Origin of the sequence: Pseudoalteromonas sp. P1-30 (assembly GCF_001400005.1) — a bacterium.
Taxonomy (GTDB): domain Bacteria; phylum Pseudomonadota; class Gammaproteobacteria; order Enterobacterales; family Alteromonadaceae; genus Pseudoalteromonas; species Pseudoalteromonas atlantica.
In genome coordinates this window covers 239,090-257,780 of sequence record NZ_LKBC01000003.1, presented here as the reverse complement: position 1 = coordinate 257,780, position 18,691 = coordinate 239,090, and the positions used below count along the sequence as shown (strand labels likewise).

The window sequence follows — 18,691 nt, the reverse complement described above, 5'->3', positions numbered from 1 at the left end:
ACTAATTGTTACGGCAAGTGCTTTTAACACTTGACGTAATTTATAATTAGCCTGAATTTGGATAATAAATCTATCTCGGGCAGCTATTTTCAGTGCAAACCGCGTTTAACTTACTTGCAATAGGCCAGCGATTGACGCGTAAATTTGCCTTATTTTCACTGAAAGTTTCTGGTTAGAGAAAATAAACTTAAATATCACCATGGTTCAATATGTTAGTAAATCTCTAACCAGAGTTCAGGTTAATTAGCGTTTAGGTTTTTCTGGTAAGGCGGCTTTTAGCTGCTCCGGTGTTACGTTAAGTGCCTTTGCTACAACCGTTAAATCGGCATTAGGGCCGCCGGCTTTTTGCATTGCTTGCATAAGCACTTTTTCGCTAACGCCTAGTTTGTTAGCTGCCTCAGCAAACCCCGGTGGCGACATGCCGCCGTTAGGGCCACCCGCTTTTGGGCCACCGCCACCAGGTGGTTCATGGCGAGTTATTTTAGTGCCTTCAGGTGGCTTAGCGCCTACACCCGCTTGTGCTGTGGTCGTAAAATTATTTTGTGCAACCACGCCTTTTAAGCACTTAGGTAAGTTAGGGAATGTATTACTTGCATGGTAGTGGTAAGTAACTATGCCGCTTTCGCCTGCGGGGCCTGTGTGGCCATTACAGCTATCAAGCTCGGTTGGGGATGTACCATCAATTTCTTGGCTTCCGTAAATTGGGTAGCCATCAAAGCCATAACCAAACAGGGCGCTTGGCTTTTGCGCTAAATTATTACAGTTGGCGTTTACATGTTCGTGTTTATATACGCTGTCTATATCACTGGAGGTGCCGTGGTAGTGGTACCAACCGCCCGGATCAATATGGCCTGCGCAGGTATCAAGCGCGGGTAAATGCCCTGTATGTTGCACACTTGGCGCATCCGAAAAAATAGGCACACCCGCAAGCGCTATACCCACTTTAGATACAGTGCCCAACGCTGTTGATTGCTCAGACATAACAGGGTGCAGTGGTAAAAGGGCGGTAATTTCTACGCTTTTATCTACCGATACATTAATACATGCATGATCAACGGTTGGGCGAATGGTCGCGTTATCAACAATATGCACTTTGCCGTCTTCATCGTAAAAGGTAAAACCTTGCTCGTTAAGCATGGTTAAAAATGCTTTATCTAACCTATATAGCCCCGCATCGGTGCCATCCCAATCCCAAATTCCGCCTACGTCGTCGAGTGTTTCTGGGCAAAAAGGGCCGACTTCAATGTTGTCGGGCTGATATTTTAAAACCACTTGAGCACACTGAGTTTGTAGGCCGTTTTCAAGCGTACACTCTACAGTTTGTGGCAGCTTTACCATGGCTTTAATATTAAATTCATCGGTATTAATAAGCGTGTTTTTAGCGCTTTTAGCTTCTGGGGAGGCAGGTGTACTTTCGCTTTTTATCTGCTCGCCACATGCAGTTAAAAGTACCGTGGCACTAAGCAGGAAAAATGCGAGCTTAGTCTTTGTAGTGTTAACGCTAGGCGCTTTTAAACGACTTCGTTTAATTGTTCTCATACTTACCCCAAAACGATTTATATACGTAGGTTTTAGTATGGCAATAAATTGTGCAAATAAAATGAAAGTTTTAAAAGAGTTATTGATATGTTTGAGATGCATGGCTAGCTTTTAATTAACATTATTGGGAGTTGTTATTAAGTTATTTAATAAACTTACACGATTAAATACGAAGTATAAAAGTACAAGTTAGCAGCTGCTGTTTTTACTTGCCCAAGGTTTACCAATAAAGCTCCATATATTTAAAGCGCAAAAAGCACAAACCTAGGTTTGTGCTTTTATATTTTACAGTTAAATAATTATATTTTTTCCCAGTAGGGTTCGTCACCAAAGTAGCCGCTAAAGTAGTCTATAAAGGCCCTTACTTTTGGCGCTAATAAACGCGAACTTGGGTAAACACTCCAAATAGCGGTGTCGGATGCAAGTGGGTAGTCTTGTAAAATTTGTATCAGCTCACCACTTTGTAGTTTTTTATAGGCACACCAGCTCGACATTAACGTAATACCTAGGCCTTGCACGCACGCATCGCGCACCGCTTCACCGTTGTCAGCTTGTAATACGTTATTGGTTTTAATGTTTTGTGTGCCCTCGGGTGTAATAAACGACCACGTAGTTAACCCATGTAAATTAACACAAGTATGATTTTTTAAATCTTGCGGTGTTGTTGGGGCGCCGTGTTTTGCAAGGTAATTAGGCGATGCGCAAATTAAGCGTTTATCGCGGGCAACTTTTCGAGCAATTAGGGTTGAGTCGTTTAGGGCGGCGTCGCGTATTGCTATATCAAAACCACCGCCGACCATATCAATAATGCTATCGCTTAAGCGTAAATCAATTGTCAGGTCGGGGTATTGCTCAATAAATCCAGCCAATGCAGGAATAATATGCATACGCCCGAACGAAGCAGGGGCGGTAATGCGCAATTTTCCTTGTGGAGTTACACTGCCTATACCTACCGAGGCGCGTGCCATTTCAACATTGGCAAGCACTTCCTCGGCGTGGGGTAAAAAAGCTTGGCCCTCTTCGGTTAGCGATACTTTTCGGGTTGTACGATGAATAAGTTTAACGCCGAGCGTTTCTTCAAGCTTATTCATTTGGGCACTAGAAACCGCAGCCGACAAACCTAACTCCTTGCCAGCTAAGCTAATATTGTGTGTTGTTGCGATTCTGACAAACAGATTTAAATGGGCAATGTTCATTATCAAATTTTTCAATAAACTGATTATTTAAATAACTATATTATCAATACTTAGTTGTGTAAATATACTAGCAGCTTAATCATTGTGACTTTTCCTGTGGCGCTTACTATAAGCGCCTTTTTTTTCGGTATTTTTCTCGTTTAAATTTTTAAGTTTAGAGTGAGCCTGCCTTATGAGCCGTAATACATCATTACTTTTAAAGTATTTATTTAAGCAAACCTGGCCTATGTTGGTTGGCTTGTTTTCTATTATGGGAAGCCAGCTGGTTGATAGTATTTTTATTGCTAAGCTAGGCGCTGAGCCGCTCGCTGTAGTTGCCTTTAGTATTGCTATTTTTCAGGTAATTGTGGGAGTACAAGTAGGCTTAGGTATTGCGGCAACTGCGACCATTTCTACTGCACTTGGGGAAAATAAAGTTCACTACGCACGCTACTTAGGTAGTTTAATCGTACTTATTGGCACCGTAATAGTAACGCTATTGTGCTTGGCGTTGTGGCTTTTTCAGCAGCCTATAATTTTAGCGCTGGGTGCAACGCCTTCGTTATTTAATTTAACTGAGCTTTACTGGTTGCCTTGGCTAATAAGCTGCTGGCTTGGAGCGCTGCTTTATTTTGGTTACAGCATTTGCCGTGCTCATAACGAAACCTTATTGCCTGGGCGAATTATGGTGCTAACCAGCGTGTTAAATATAGCGCTCGATCCATTGTTTATGTTTACCTTTGATATGGAGTTAGCGGGTGCTGCATGGGCAAGCTGTGTTGCTTTTTCAATAGGCTTAGTAGTGGTGTTTTACACGCTTATTAAACGAGAACTTGTAACCTTTGACGTTTTAAAAAACCGCACCGAGCAGGCAATAAAAGCCATTGCCAAAATGATGGCGCCGGCTTTACTTTCACAGTTTATTCCGCCTATTTCAGCCATGATAGTAACGGCATTGATTGCCGCGTATGGTGGGTTTGCTGTAGCAGCTTGGGGGCTTGCAAACCGTATTGAATATATTGCGATTATTTTAATTTTAGCGCTTACCATGGCGCTGCCCCCCATTGTTGGAAATTTAAAAGGGCGGGGCGAGCTTAGGCAAATATTAAGCGTAGTAAAACTTGCGTGCGGTTTTGTAATTGGCATACAAATTTTATTAGCGGTTATTATGCTAGGTGTGGCTAACCCGCTTGCAAATGCGCTTAGCAATAATAGTGAAATAGTAGCTAACCTAACAGATTACTTTGCATTTGTGCCCCTGAGCTACGCGGCTTTGGGTGTATGTATGATCACGGTATCGGTATGTAACGCGCTGGGCTTTGCGACCACGGCCTTATTTATCTCCATATTGCGGCTATTTTTGTGTTACTTACCACTACTTTGGTTAGGCTCGTATTTTTACGGTTTAACAGGGTTATTTATCGGTATGGCATGCGGTAATACCTTGTCGGGTATTGTGGGTTGGCAGCTTTTTAAGCAGCAATATAAGCGATTAACAACACACGTTAGCGTGCGCTCAAGCACTGTTTAATTATCAATATATTGAAGAAAGTTATTCCACTTAAATTGCAATTATCAAAATAGTTAAATGCAATTAGTATGCACCTCATTGAATCATTGCTTAATCTATAGCAGCTAAATTTGCTGTGTTTAGGTCAAGCAATTGCAATAAAAATAGAGCTGCTTGAGGTGAATAACATGAAACTTTATAAATTGTTTTTAATAGCTATAACGCTATACGCAGGCGCTGCAACGGCTGCACAAGATTACTTTTCGATGAGCTATATTCAAGGTGAAGGAGACGTGCGAGGGATTAAGGTGGCTTATCAATATGCCTTAGATTATCAAATAGAAGGCTTTGAAGAGCTAGAGATTTACCTAGAAGCCAATGCTAACTTTTTTGAATACGATGACCCAAAACGCTATGACGCTAATTTAGGCTTATCGCTTTCGCCTGTTATTTTTTATCCTATTGGCAGTATTGCTGGGAACCGCGTTTTTGCCGAGTTTGGTATTGGTTTAAGCTTATTAGACGACACCAAATTTGCGGGAAAAAACATAAGCACACATTACCAGTTTGAAGACCGCCTAGGCATTGCGATGAAATTTGGTGAGGCTGAGCAACATAGCGTGTCACTTAAGTATTTTCATTATTCAAACGCTGGTATTAAAAAGCCCAACCCAGGCCTCGATTTTATATCGCTAAGCTACTCACGCGCATTTTAACTAAAAGCAAAAGCCCTAAATTTAGGGCTTTTATGTTTTATTTGGTGGCTATATATTTTCGCCAACTACCGTATTCGCTAATATCTTTACCCGATTGTGCATGGCTTTGCGCAATAAAACCGGTAACTAGGCTTTTATCGGCAAGTGTTACTTGGCCTATACCGAGCGGGTCGCTAATACCTTGTACAAAACTTGCAAAGTGTTGAGTGGGCATTCGCCATACTTCTAGCTCAAAGTCGTTAGCATCTTGCTGTGTTTTAACCAGTGCTGGGCGCTCTATGTTGCCCTCAACAGCAAACATTTTATAGCACTTAGCGCTACGTGTTTTGGTAATTAGCTGAGCATTACGCTCAATTAGCTGGCTGTTTAGTGGCATACCTGATAAATGCGCGCCACATACTGCAATATCAATAAAGCCCGTATTTTTAGAAGTATCCAGCTCGGTGCTAATGAAAGGGTGTTTAGTAGCCCCTAATGGCAATGCATTGTGCTGCATTATTTTATCGGCATAGCTAAGTAGTTTTTGATCTTTCATTGCAAAGCTAAATAACGTAATACCAAAAGGCATACTCTCGGCTGTAAAACTAGTAGGTACGGCTACTGCAGCATAATCTAACAAGTTCATAAAGTTGGTGTAATAACCAAGCTGAGAATTAAGCTCAATAGGGTTTTCGCGAATTTCATCTCGTGTAAAGTGCCTACCCGCGGTTGGCGTAACAACAAAGTCAGCTTGCTCAACTAATAAATCAGCTTGCTGCTTAAAAGCTTGTAGTTTGTATAACGCGCTAAAACAATCAATAGCCAGAGGTTTAATACCGCCACTTATAATAGTGCGGGTAACATCTAACAGTGCTTGTGGGTTATTTTCCATTAAATCTTGAGTGGCTAAATAGCGCTCACTTACCCAAGGACCTTCGTAAAGCAGTGTTGCAGCTTCAAATAATGGACTAAAGTCGAGCTCCTTTTTAACCCCGCCCATTTTTTGTAATTCGTTAACTGCTTTTGCAAATTCACTTTTGTAACCTTCGTCATCAAAAAATTTCAGCTGCTCAGGAAGTGGTACAGCAAAGCTAAATGCGCTATTTACCAATACTGGTTGCTGGTTTGCTGGCGGGTTTTTACGTGAGTAGCAATCATTGGGGTCGTATTTAGCAGCTACCTGAAGCACTTTATTAGCATCGATTGCATTTAACGCAAATATACTCATACAATCAATACTCTTACATGCCGGTACCATGCCGCTATTCGATAGCAACCCTTTACTCGGTTTTACACCCACTAGATTATTAAAACATGCGGGTACTCGACCAGAGCCTGCGGTGTCTGTGCCTAATGCAAAGCTTACAATACCAGAGGCTGTGGCAACGGCTGAGCCACTGCTTGACCCACCCGAAATATAATCAGGATTAAACGCGTTTGGTGTTTCACCAAAAGGAGAGCGCGTACCCACTAAGCCTGTGGCAAATTGATCAAGGTTAGTTTTACCAATAGGGATAGCGCCTGCTGCAATGAGTTGCTCTACTACAAAGGCTGAATTTTCAGGTGTATAGGTAAATTCAGGGCAGGCTGCGGTAGTGGGAATACCGGCTAAATCTATATTATCTTTTATAGCAAAAGGAACCCCATAAAGAGGATGCGTTTTTAACGATTTAGACTCTAAGGCTTTTAAATAGGGCGCGAGCTCTTGCGCCGAAAGTACATGTAGCCATACGGCTTCTTGTTGTTTTGCTTGCTCAGTTAAATGGCTAATCAGAGTGGCTGGCGATAACTCACCACTACTGTACGCGTTATGTAATTGGCTAATTGATAAGTTAATTTGTGACATTCCATTACCCCTGTAAAATCATTAAAGCTTGGCCTGCATGAACTTGTTGGCCTTCTTTTACTAAAACCTGTACTACCTTTGCACTTTCGCTGGTGGTTAAATCAATTTCCATTTTCATAGACTCTAAAATCACCACAGACTCGTTAGCGTCAACTGCTTGGTTTTGCTCGGCATTTATTTTCCACACACTGCCTGCGGCCGTGGCCTCCATTAAGTACTGCCCAGGCGCGAGTTTAATTTGTTCACCTTGCTCGGTTTCGCTTTCTTCAAATTTATAATTTAATTGGCCTGTACGTTTCCACTGTTCCATTTCTTCGGCAAAAGCTTGCTCACGCTGCTGGGTAAATGTATTTATATTTTTTTGGTTTTGTTGCCACTGCTTTTGTAGTTCAGGCATAGAGACAACAGCTTGTTCTATTTTTGGTTGCCATTTACCTAACACAAAGTCTTCTCTAGTTTGCATTAGCTCTTCATGGCTTACAGGGTAGTATTTTATTTGATCAAAAAAGCGTAGTAACCAAGGTTTGTTAAACACATCAGTTTTACGATAGCGGTTCCACATTTGTACTGTGCGTCCCACAAACTGATAGCCACCTGGGCCTTCCATGCCATAAATACACATGTAAGCTCCACCAATCCCCACGGAGTTTTCGGCGGTCCACGTGCGAGCAGGGTTATATTTTGTTGTAACCAAGCGATGGCAATGATCAAGCGGCGTAGCTACAGGTGCACCTAAGTAAACATCGCCTAAGCCCAGCACTAAGTAGTTTGCGTTAAAAACAATGTTTTTTACTTCCTCAATGCTATTTAAGCCATTAATACGCTTTATAAATTCAAGGTTAGAAGGGCACCAAGGCGCATCTTTTCTAACTGATTGATGGTACTTATCAATTGCTTCTTGGCAGGCTTTGTCGTTCCAACTTAGTGGTAAATGTACAACACGCGATTCAAAGCTCAGCTGACGAGTGTCACCCAAGTTTAGGTCGAGCTGTTTAATGGTGTTTACCAAGCTCTGTACTGCAATAGATTGATTATCGTAATGTATTTGCAAAGAGCGGATACCAGGTGTGAGCTCTAGCACCCCATTTAACCGCTCGTTTTGTAATGCCTCAAGAAGTGCTTGTACGCGGGCGCGTAGGTTTAAATCTAAAATAAGCTCGCCGTATTCAGCAAGTAAAAACTTATCGCCTGCTTGGCGAAACACTAAATCGGGCTCGCCATCATCAGTTACTAAGGTATCTATTATTGGGGAGCTTGGCTCACAGGTTTGATAATTACACTCAACACGCTCTAGGCTGGCTAATTGCGAGTTTTGTGCTGTTTCGATAAGTTGTGCATTAATGTTATCAACCACTTCAAAACGCAGTGAATCACCCGCTTTTAGTTGGCCGAGCTTCCATAAATCGGCACTAATTACGGTAAACGGGCAAACAAACCCGCCTAAGCTCGGGCCATCGGGGCCTAAAATTACCGGCATGTCGCCTGTAAAGTCGACTGTGCCAAACGCATAGGCATTATCGTGAATATTAGAAGGATGCAGGCCTGCTTCGCCGCCGGTTTCGCGTGCCCAATCTGGCTTAGGACCTATTAAACGAATACCTGTACGGCTTGAGTTGTAGTGAATTTTCCACTGATGCGCGTGTATGGTTTTAATGTCATCTTTAGTAAAAAAGTCTGGCGCACCATGGGGGCCGTACATTACTCGCAACGTCCAATCGTTTGTAACAGGAGTAACAACGTGCTCGTTTAAGCTGGCTAACGGTTGTGCTTGTATAAATGTTGGTAACGATAAAAAGTCGCCCATGCGCAGGGCTCTGCCGCAGTGTCCACCAAATTGCCCTAACGTAAACGTACTTTTGCTACCTAAATAATCAGGGCATTGAATACCGCCGCTAAATGCTAAATAAGCACGGGCGCCAGCTTGCGTTACGTTGCCAGTTTTTAGTACTTGCCCCGCTTTAATATTAATTATTTGGTTACATTGCTGGGCTTTCTCGTCAAGCCACAGCTCAATAGGCGCACCGGTAATAGCTACTTGGCAGTCTTGGTAAAATTTAAGGCTTGGCCCTTGTAATGTAATTTCTAAACCGGCTGCGTCAGCAGGGTTATTTAATAAGCGGTTAGCAAGTTTAAATGAGTAAAAATCAAAAGGGCCTGAGGGCGGCACACCAATATCCCAATAACCAATACGGGCAGGGTAGTCCTGAATGGTGGTCATAGTGCCTGCTTTTAGCACTTCGAATCCTGCAAAATGAGCTTTAAAATCATTTAAAGTACGAGTAAAAATACAGCCTTGTACAAACTCCTGATGCGCTAAAATTTGTTGCACGTAACTTATATTGGTTGTTACACCATATACTTTTGAATTATTAAGAGCAGAGTTTAGTTGCTCAATGGCTTGCTCGCGGGTATCTGCATGAACAATCACTTTAGCCAGCATAGGATCAAAAAAAGGTGAAACGGTTAATCCGGCTTCTATCCAGCTATCTACACGTACATTATCCGTGGGCCACTGTACTTGGGTGAGTAACCCCGCTGAAGGTTGAAAGTTTTTAGCTGGGTTTTCGGCGTAAATACGCGCCTGAATAGCATGCCCTGTAGGTTTAATACTATCTAAAGCGGATAAATCTAACGCTGTATTTTTTATTGATTCGCTATAGGCTATTTTTAGCATCCAGCTTACTAAGTCTACGTTATAACACGCCTCTGTAACGCCATGCTCAACCTGTAAGCGGGTGTTTACTTCTAAAAAGTAAAAACGGTCGTGGTCGTTATCGTAAATAAATTCAACGGTTCCTGCGTTCAAATAGTCAATTGACGCCATTAAGTTTTTAGCTGTGTCTAGCATTGCTTGACGTGTGCTTGCTGGCAGGTTTGGTGCCGGTGTTTCTTCAACTACTTTTTGATTACGACGCTGGCTTGAGCAATCTCGCTCGCCAAGTGTCACTACTTCACCAAAGCCGTTACCTAATACTTGCACTTCGATGTGGCGGGCTTTTTCTACAAATTTTTCGACAAATACACCGTCGTTTGAAAAGTTTTGTGCGCCTAAATGTTTTACGTTTACAAAAGCTTTTTCTAACTCGCTTTGAGAGTCGCAGCGCTGCATGCCAATACCGCCTCCACCCGCGGTGCTTTTAAGCATAACTGGATAACCAATTTTTGCTGAAAAAGCAGTTAACTCGTCTAAATCGCTAATTAAACCACTACCAGGGACTAGCGGTACATTTGCTTGCTCAGCTATATCACGCGCTTGGTGTTTAAGCCCAAACTCAATCATTTGCTTAGCGCGAGGGCCAATAAAGCTAATGCCATGTTGTTTTAGTTTTTCTGAAAAATCGGCATTTTCGCTTAAAAAGCCATAACCAGGGTGTATTGCTTGTGCACCGGCTTGCGTGGCTATATCAATAATTTTTTGCTGGTTGAGGTAGGTCTCGCTTGCGCCGCCTTCACCTAAGCTGTAAGCCTCATCGGCTTCGCGTACGTGTAATGACTCTTTGTCGGCTTGCGAATATAAGGCAATACTTTTAATGCCAAGCTTTTTAAGGGTACGAATAATTCTGCAGGCTATAGCGCCTCGGTTAGCTATTAGAACGGTATTAAACATAATTTTTACTCGTTTTCGCGGGTCGTCCCGCAGCAAATTTGTAAAAGTGATTGGGTCGTCCCAAACACATGCCTTGCGGCTAATTAATTAAATAGTTGATATAAGTTATTGCCAAATAAGCACTTCAACGGGGGTTGGGTTATAAGCGTTACAGGGATTATTAAGCTGTGGGCAATTGGATATAAGCACAATGCAATCCATCAGCGCTTCAAGCTCTACGTATTTTCCTGCGCCACTTATGCCATCGGCAAAGGTTAGTTTTCCGTCGTTGGTTACAGGTACATTCATAAAAAAATTAATATTGTGGGTTATGTCTTTTTTACTTAAACCAAGCTCTGGTTGTTCGTTGATTGCTAATAACCAGCTATCGCGACATGCATGCATGGTTTTTTTATCAAGAGAGTATCGCACTGTATTACTTTCACACGAACACGCCCCACCAACGGTATCGTGTCGACCACATGTATCGGCAACAATTTTAAGCATAGGATTACATTCATCTGATAGTAGTACGGTACCTGTTGTTAAATACACATTACCTTGTTCACGAATTGTATCGGTAGCGCTGTAACGCTCACTTGGTTTGTTCGCATTATAAAAAAGCGTATCGGCGGCTTGGTTACCTTCTAAGTCTAAAATGCGTATGGTTTCGCCTTTTTTTACCACATATAAGTAATAGTCGCCGGCATCAACAACTTGGCGATTAATAGCATCTTGTTCTAGTAGTTGGCTTGTGGTGATCATTATTAAACTCCTTCTAACCCTAAGTGATAAATTCGGTTGTTTTCATAGCCGCGCTGGTTTTCGCTACAGCTGTTTTTACATTCATCGTCATCGCTTACAGGTTCTGATGGCAGTATTTGATACTCAATTTCAAATTGCGGATATTCGCTGGCGCTATCAAGTGGATGAGGGCAGGTGTGAAACAGCACTAACGTGTCCATTTCAAAGCGTAGTTCTATATAATCGCCGGCTTTTGAATGCCCACTTTGATAGTTTAAGTCGCCGCTATCACTGGCAATTACTTTGCTAAATAGATTCAGGTTAGCGGCTAGGTCTTGTTTAGTTAGTCCGTATTTAGCCGCTTCAACTAAAAATGCATCTAAGCCATTTTGCTTGAAGTTATTACGTTCGTTTTGGTAGTCGCGTTTGCCCCATTTTTTTTCAACTGATTGAGCGTTACTGTTGCCGCTTAAGGTATCGTGCCAACCGAGCGTGTCGTCGGTAATCGCGCAAAAAACACGTGCCATATCTGAATATAAACAATGGCCTTGGGTTAATTTAAAGGTGTGTTGGCACTTTAGAGTGTCGGGGGCGTTGTAGCGCTCGAGTAAATTTTCGGGGTTGTAAAACAACATCCCTACATTTGCGCCACCAGTTTTATCAATTAACCGTAAGCTAGTACCGCGACGCATACGCATAGACCAGTGTTTACCTGAGGTTAAAGTATCTTGATACAAAATCATGCAGTGACTTCCTTTTTTGTAAATTGCTGAGCAAGTGAGTGGTTTTGAGCTTTGGTTTCGCTATTAAGCGGTAAATCGTAAGTAATTTGTGCTCCATACGCGTTAGGTGCTTGTGGGTCATGGCGTACTTTGTCAAATACCCATAAACGAGAACCCAGCTCAAAGCCTTCTTGAATGTCATGAGTAACCATAAATATGGTGAGGTTGTTTTCTTTCCATACTTTACGAATAAGCTGGTGCATGTCTTTTCGAATACCGGGGTCTAGTGCACCAAAGGGCTCATCGAGCAAGAGTATTTTTGGGGATTTCATTAATGCTTGGGCAATAGCCAAGCGCTGCTGCATGCCGCCCGATAATTCGTGTGGGTATTTATTAATAGCATGAGATAAACCTACGGCTTCCATAAATTTAAGCGCTTTTTGTTTTATCTCGCGTTTTTGTTTGCCAAAGCAGCGCCCTAAAAAACGACTGGCAGAAAACTCATCGGCAATCATTACGTTTTGCAAAGCAGTTAAATGCGAGAATACAGAGTACTTTTGAAATACAATGCCTCGCTCTTCACTTGGCTCGCTAGAAATAGGCTTGCCGTCTAAAAGTATTTCGCCTCGTGTTGCTTGCTCACTGCCCAATATCATTTTAAGCAGGGTGGTTTTACCGCACCCAGAAGCGCCCACCATAGAAACAAATTCACCTTGCTCTACGTTAAGCTGTAAACGCTCTAATATTTGTACATCAGCAAACGATTTCCATACTTTGTTTATTTGTAATAGGCTCATTTTCCAGCCTCCTGATGGTGATACCAAGGGAAGCAAAGTGATGAAAATTTACGTAAGCTAAAGTCCATCAAAAAGGCAAGCGTAGTGATCCAAATTACATAAGGTAAAATGACATCCATCGACATATAGCGCCTTACTAAAAAGATGCGATAGCCCAGACCTTCTTGAGCGGCGATGGCTTCAGCGGCAATTAAAAATAGCCATGCAGTGCCAAGCGATAAACGCACTGCAGCAATTAAGCGCGGCATTATTTGTGGTAAAACAACACGTATAGCAACCAGCCATGTGGAGGCGCCCAAGGTTTGGGCTTTTATTAAAATTTCGCTGGGCAATTGGCGAACATGGCCCTGAATATCGCGAATAATGACAGGGGCAGTGCCAATAATTATGAGCATTACTTTTGCAAGCTCTCCTAGGCCAAAACTAATAAATAAAATGGGTAAAATGGCCATTGGCGGTATAAGCGAAACAATAGTAATGAGCGGCGAAAAACCGGCTCTAAACAGCGGCAGCAGGCCCGATAACATGCCGATTAATAAACCCAGCCCCGCGCTAATTGTGATACCTAAACAAATACGATACACACTCGCAGCGGTGTCTTTCCAAAACAGGTAGTCGCCACTGCGTTTATCAGGGGTAAATGCAAAGCGCTCGACGGCATCGGCAATTTGCGTAAAGCTTGGCAGCAGTTTATCGTAAGGGTTAGCCTCAAGACGTTCGTTAGAAGCGCTAAAGTAAAGTAGCAACAAAATTACAAACGGCAAAAAAGCCAAAAATCCTTTCAGTGACCGCGAGGGTGCTAAGTTCATTAATTTTTTCATAGTGGGTTCGCTTTATAAGCTGTTGTTAACGGCCATTTCCATAAAGCTAGGGTCAAAACGCAGCTTTATATTTTGCGGGTTACCTACTACGCCGCTTGGAGTTTCAATGCCTATAAAGCCAGCGTCAGGTGCGCCATCTCCTAATAGGCCATGCTTAAATGAAAACTCAGCAACGTATTTCATGGTTTTGCCAAGGTGAGGGCTTTGCGTAAATTCCACCGCTTCTTTGGCTTTATAAAACATTTTGGTGCTGGCAAGTTGAGCTTGATAGCCGGCTAAATCAGTACCTGATGCTTGGGCCATGTGTGAAAGCGCATTTTGATCAGCACTCATTTTTTCCATGATCTCGTACCATGCGCCTACTAAGGCTTTACCTAGTTTTGGGTTTTCTTTTAAGGTTTGAGTGTTTACTACTAAAAGGTCGATGATTTCGCCAGGGATGTTTGATGAGTCGAATACTTTGCTAGCACTAGGCTGTTTTTCTATTTCAGAAAGTAGTGGGTTCCATGTAACAACAGAAGTTACATCTTCAGTTGTATAAGCGGCGACTAAGTCGGCATCTGAGGTATTAACTACATTTACGTCACGCTCTGTTAAGCCAATCGAGTCTAAACCGCGTGCTAATAAATAATGAGATACGCTTAGCTCAACGAGGTTAATTGTTTGGCCTTTAATTTGTTTTAAATCGGTTTTATCTTTCAAAACGATACCGTCGTTACCATTTGAAAAGTCGCCAACTATAAGCGCGGTACTATCTACAAAGCTAGCTGCCGGAATTGTTAACGCATCCATGTTGGTCATGGTGCATGCATCAAACTGGCCTGAGGTATATTGGTTAATCGATTCGATGTAATCGTTAATTTGTACTACATCAATTTCAATATCGTATTTATCGGCCCATTTTTTTACTATGCCTGAGCTGTCGCCATATTCCCATGGCATCCAGCCTACATAGATTGACCAACAAACAGAAAATTTATCTTTAGCGAGCGCATTTGAACTGCAGATTAAAGCGAGGACTAACGTAAGTGTTTTTATCGTTTTCATTTCGTATTCTCCAAGTTTTACACGGTTTTTGGGCGCAGGAGTTCCAAGCTAATTGAACCTCCCGGGCTTTTGTCCCGCCGTGTAACCCTTGCATACGCAAATATAAAAACTAAACACCCTTGGTGATTACTTGTTATATAGCTAGGTTGGCAACTCTCGGACCAGTCGTTCATTTTACTTCGTTAAGTACACATGAACCGGAACCCTAGTCGCCTGTTTAGCATTAAATTGTGCTGGTTCAAAAATCCTTGAACCCCTACGCTTTTTAATAAGCATGAAGCTAGCCAATATTTAAGTGTTGGTTTAAGTTAATGAAATTAAAGCGCTAAATTTATTTTTGTGTGTTTTTAAATTATAAAAGCGATGTGGAATGTTTTAATTTGGTGCGATATTTAAGTGCATTGAAATATATTGGTGCAATGGCACTGCTGAATAAATTTACTCAGCAGTGCTTGTTATAATATGCGTAAAAATGCCACTAGGTCGGCTTGTTCTTGCTTGGTTAAATTAAGCTTTATAAGCAGGTTGGTGGTTTTAGGGAAATGCGGGTCGTTTAGTTGATTTTTTCGTGGTTTGGGCCTTACTCCACCATGGTTATATAAGGCGACAATGCCGGCCAAATCGTCAAATAAGCCGTTATGCATCCACGGGAATGTTTGCATTAACCCTAATAGCGATGGGGTTCTAAATTGGCCAATATGCTCAGGGTTGTGGGTGGCATCGTAGCGGCCTTTATCTTCAAAACGGCGGCCGTAATAATGCAGCCCTGTGCCATGGAATTGGTTGTCGCTAAGTAGTGCGCCGTTATGGCAAGTCATGCATTTAGCTTTAGTTCTAAATAGGTGCAGGCCATTTAACTCACTATCACTTAGGCTACTAACTGCTTGCTGTGGATTTTTATTAAGCTGCGTTAAAAAAGTTTTATAGCGGCTATTTGGCGCTGCTAATGTGCGCTCAAACGCAACTAAGGCTTTTGCCATTTGCTCAGTGGTTAACGTGCTGCTATTAAAAGCGCTTTTATTAAATGCTCGGTAACTCTTATCTTTATTTACTCGGGCTAAAGCTATTTTTGGATCTAAGTCCATTTCAATTGGGTTTTCTATTGGCATAAGCGCTTGCTGCTCAGCGGTGCTTGCGCGTCCATCCCAAAAAAAATGTTGCCATTGATCAATACCAAAAATAGCGGGGGTGTTACGCGTGCCTACTTGCTCGTCAATGCCTATGGCTGTTGTACGGCCATCATGAAAGCCTTTGTCGCGTTCATGGCAGGTTGCGCAGCTAACGGTATTATTACGTGAAAGCTGCACATCGTGAAAAAGCTTATCGCCTAGTGCAACGTGCTCAGGTTTAGGCGATGCTACAGGCAAAAGCGACATGGGCTCAACGCTTCTTCCGTCACTGGTTTGAATAGCAGGCCAATGAGCTTGGCCTTTACTATAAAGTGAGCGTAAATCGTTACTACTTGTTGATTTGGCGTTTAAGCTAAATGAGCACAGTAAAAAAATGCTTAATAACCTAATCATAGTTATAGCTAACTCCTACCCAAAACATACGCCCGGGCTCAATACCTGATGCCCCTTCGTTTACTGTGTAAGTGCGGGCATTTAATAAATTAGAAATATCCGCTCTTATGTCAATAGTTTGGGTTTTTGTGAGGTTATGGCTATAGCGTAAACTTAGCCCTAGCATGGTTCTGGCGCGTATTTCTTGCTCTTCGTATACATCAACTAAGCTTGATTCTACAGGGCAACTTGTACAGCTTTGCTCAAGCCCAATACTTTCGCTAGCCCCGGTACTTACCGCGCTGGTGTAGCTGTCACTGTAGGTAACATTTAAGCCTGTACTAAATGAGCTGTTCCAATCAACATTCCAGCCAAGCGCACCTGACACTGGGGTGCCAAAGTTGGTGCGTATTTGCTCTAGCTGCCCAAGCGTTACAAGCTCGCCTTCGCCTTGTGCATTGAGATAATAAACGAGTTCATCAAGGGGGGTATTTTCTGCACTAGCGCTGTATTCGTCGTTTGAAACTTTGTTTTCAGCGTAGGAGGCATTGGCCCATAAAGAGTGTTTACCAAACTGTGCACTCCACGAGATAGAGTAGCGCTCTGAGCTGCCATCACCCTCGTTAGTCATATAAATGTATTTATAGCCATCACTAGCTGCTTCTTCATCGGTAACCTGAGAAAATTGCTGATGCTTTTTACGTTTTACATATTTGAGCGATATATTGCCTGCTTTTTCAAATGAATGCGCAATGCCTAATGCGAGTTCGTCATCGTAGGGGGTATTTACATCATCAAAGCGGTATTTAAACGCGCCGGTGTAGTTAGACGGCAGCCACCCTTGAAGGTAGCCGTTTTCAATTGGACGGTACTCTCGGTATGAAAAACGCTGCTGCTCTTTTACTTTATAACCAATAATGGCTGAGTCGTAATAGCGGTTAACCCCCGCGCTAATAATAGTGCGGTTGTTGTTAAATACATCGTAACCAAGGGATAGACGTGGCGCAATATTGTGATTAGCTAAAAAGTCATCGTATTCGTAGCGCATACCTAAATTTAAGCTTAATTGCCCTAAGGTGATGCTATCTGTTGCATAAAACGAGGCGCGATTTAACGCTACATTTATATACTCTGCTGGGGTTACTAAGCGGCCATTAAAATACTGCGCGGTGGCTGTTACATTGTTGCTGTACGCTGTTATGTGATCTTGGTTGTTAAAATCAATTTCGCCCCCTAACTGCGCTGCAAGTTCGTCAATAGATATAGTGGTTTCAAGCGCTTGGCAGTCCAGCGTGTAACCACTGCAATTAAGTGGTGTACTAGCGCTAGACCATATAATAGGGGAGTCGTAGTTGTAGCTATTTTGTATGCGTTCGCGCTCTACTTCTTGGCGAATAAGCTCTATACCGGCCTTAATATTATGCTCAGTTCCTGCAAATTCAAATGAATTGAAATTTAGCGTGTTTTTCCAGCTGGAGGTGTATTGGGTGTTATCTAAAGCACCATAGCCTCCTTGGCGAGAGTAGCGTGTTTGCGCATCGCCTTGGTCGGCATATTGTCCCCAATCTTTGCCTTTAGCTTGCAGCCAGTTATAAAAGTGCGCTGGGCCTTCTCGGCTGCTATCACTCATACTAAAATTAAGGTTGCTGCGCCAGGTTGCAAAATCAAAGTGCTGGGTAAGTGATGCGACCGCGCCTACGGCGCCGCCTTCTAAATGGAAGTCGCTGTCTTTGGCGTCGGTTATAAAGTCATCTACTTCGTAAGGTGAATACATTAGAGTTAAATCTAATGCGTCTACCCAGCCATTGCGATAACCATATTTAACAATGGCATTTATGTTTTTACGGCTTTGCGTTTTAACTTCCCCTAACGACAAATCGCTGATGTCGCTGGTTAAGTAACTAACACTCATCATTACGCCATGGCGCTTATTAATTTGTTTATTAGCACGCAGGTTATAGCTGATTTTTTCATACTTAGGCGTTTCAAGTGTGCTTTGATCAACATTTTGCTGAGAGCTGTCTTGATCGGCTTCTATAAAGTGATAACTCCCCCAGCTACTTTGATTACCTCGCACACCAAAGCTAAAACTGTCATTGGTAAATACGCTTTTGGTTTTACTATCAACAATACCACCCGAAAAACCACCAAACTCAGCCGGAATGTTATGGTCGTACACTGTGATTGATTCAACTACATCGGAGTTTACATTCATGCTTTGCACGCCGCCCGATACATCGTTTGATGAAGAGCTTAAGCGGCTGCTGCTACCCGGGTCTATGCGGTTATTGTAGTTTAGTCCATCTAATGAAAAGCCAGTTTGCCATGGCTGCGCGCCTGAGATTGATATTTCTGGTGCGCTGATTTCTGCCAAACTACCAATAGAGTAAGCCTCGTTGCTTAGCTGTACACCAGGGAGCAATGCAATAAGCTCGTTTATATCGCCGTTGCCTTTAGGTGTGGCATTTATAAAGTCACGATTTAAGTAAGAACGCCCAATAACTTCGGGTACTTCTATGCCTATGTACTGGCCTTTTACTTCAATGTGCTCAAGTGCTTCACAACGCTCTTTTTGCTCATTTTTAAGGTCGTTACATGGCTGTGTTTTTGGTTCGGTCTGCTGTTGCTGCTCTGCGGCGTATACACCCTGAGAAAGCAAAAGCAGACACGCGAGGGTAGTCGGTGTCTGCATTTGTTACGGCTCTTA

General features: G+C 42.6%; 13 protein-coding genes and 1 riboswitch. Of the genes, 2 read left to right on the top strand and 11 right to left on the bottom strand.

Translation table 11 applies throughout. The annotated features are described in order from the left end of the window. Window positions 1–243: 243 nt before the first annotated feature. Window positions 244–1,539 carry a YHYH protein gene (locus AN395_RS09345; RefSeq protein ID WP_054982842.1) on the bottom strand — a complete coding sequence of 432 codons (1,296 nt, stop codon included), beginning with the start codon at window positions 1,537–1,539 and terminating at the stop codon, window positions 244–246. A 299-nt stretch (window positions 1,540–1,838) separates the two neighbouring features. Further along, a complete protein-coding gene (locus AN395_RS09340) occupies window positions 1,839–2,735 on the bottom strand; it encodes a LysR family transcriptional regulator (RefSeq protein ID WP_054982809.1) in 897 nt (298 codons plus the stop codon). A gap of 172 nt (window positions 2,736–2,907) precedes the next feature. On the opposite strand from AN395_RS09340, the gene AN395_RS09335 reads away from it, so the two are divergent. Together AN395_RS09335 and AN395_RS09330 are read left to right on the top strand one after the other, a co-directional pair. Then, the gene (locus AN395_RS09335; RefSeq protein WP_054982808.1) at window positions 2,908–4,245 is read left to right on the top strand and encodes an MATE family efflux transporter; all 1,338 of its coding nucleotides are present in this window, start codon (window positions 2,908–2,910) and stop codon (window positions 4,243–4,245) included. Window positions 4,246–4,412: 167 nt separating this feature from the next. Continuing rightward, window positions 4,413–4,940, top strand: coding sequence for an acyloxyacyl hydrolase (locus tag AN395_RS09330; RefSeq protein WP_054982841.1), 528 nt, complete (start codon window positions 4,413–4,415; stop codon window positions 4,938–4,940). Between the two features lie 37 nt (window positions 4,941–4,977). Here AN395_RS09330 and atzF read toward each other — a convergent pair whose 3' ends face one another. The 9 genes from atzF to AN395_RS09285 all read right to left on the bottom strand — a co-directional run bounded on the left by atzF (window position 4,978) and on the right by AN395_RS09285 (window position 18,676). Continuing rightward, on the bottom strand, window positions 4,978–6,765 hold the full coding sequence (gene atzF, locus AN395_RS09325; RefSeq protein ID WP_054982807.1) for an allophanate hydrolase: 1,788 nt from the start codon (window positions 6,763–6,765) through the stop codon (window positions 4,978–4,980). Between the two features lie 4 nt (window positions 6,766–6,769). Then, a complete protein-coding gene (uca, locus tag AN395_RS09320; RefSeq protein WP_054982806.1) occupies window positions 6,770–10,372 on the bottom strand; it encodes an urea carboxylase in 3,603 nt (1,200 codons plus the stop codon). 105 nt (window positions 10,373–10,477) lie between these two features. Then, window positions 10,478–11,116 (bottom strand): urea amidolyase associated protein UAAP2, encoded by a 639-nt coding sequence (locus tag AN395_RS09315; RefSeq protein ID WP_054982805.1) that lies wholly within the window; start codon window positions 11,114–11,116, stop codon window positions 10,478–10,480. Between the two features lie 2 nt (window positions 11,117–11,118). Then, a complete protein-coding gene (locus AN395_RS09310) occupies window positions 11,119–11,838 on the bottom strand; it encodes an urea amidolyase associated protein UAAP1 (RefSeq protein WP_031289807.1) in 720 nt (239 codons plus the stop codon). Beyond that, complete coding sequence (locus AN395_RS09305; RefSeq protein ID WP_024033241.1) at window positions 11,835–12,614, bottom strand: ABC transporter ATP-binding protein; 780 nt, start codon at window positions 12,612–12,614, stop codon at window positions 11,835–11,837. Before AN395_RS09305 ends, AN395_RS09310 begins: the two co-directional genes overlap by 4 nt. Further along, window positions 12,611–13,378 (bottom strand): ABC transporter permease, encoded by a 768-nt coding sequence (locus AN395_RS09300; RefSeq protein WP_235576563.1) that lies wholly within the window; start codon window positions 13,376–13,378, stop codon window positions 12,611–12,613. Before AN395_RS09300 ends, AN395_RS09305 begins: the two co-directional genes overlap by 4 nt. 69 nt (window positions 13,379–13,447) lie before the next feature. Then, on the bottom strand, window positions 13,448–14,482 hold the full coding sequence (locus AN395_RS09295) for a putative urea ABC transporter substrate-binding protein (RefSeq protein WP_054982803.1): 1,035 nt from the start codon (window positions 14,480–14,482) through the stop codon (window positions 13,448–13,450). A 56-nt stretch (window positions 14,483–14,538) separates the two neighbouring features. Next, window positions 14,539–14,702, bottom strand: a riboswitch (guanidine-I (ykkC/yxkD leader). Window positions 14,703–14,937: 235 nt separating this feature from the next. Then, on the bottom strand, window positions 14,938–16,005 hold the full coding sequence (locus AN395_RS09290; RefSeq protein WP_054982802.1) for a cytochrome-c peroxidase: 1,068 nt from the start codon (window positions 16,003–16,005) through the stop codon (window positions 14,938–14,940). Then, window positions 15,998–18,676, bottom strand: coding sequence for a TonB-dependent receptor (locus tag AN395_RS09285; protein WP_054982801.1), 2,679 nt, complete (start codon window positions 18,674–18,676; stop codon window positions 15,998–16,000). Before AN395_RS09285 ends, AN395_RS09290 begins: the two co-directional genes overlap by 8 nt. Between the last annotated feature and the right edge of the window lie 15 nt (window positions 18,677–18,691).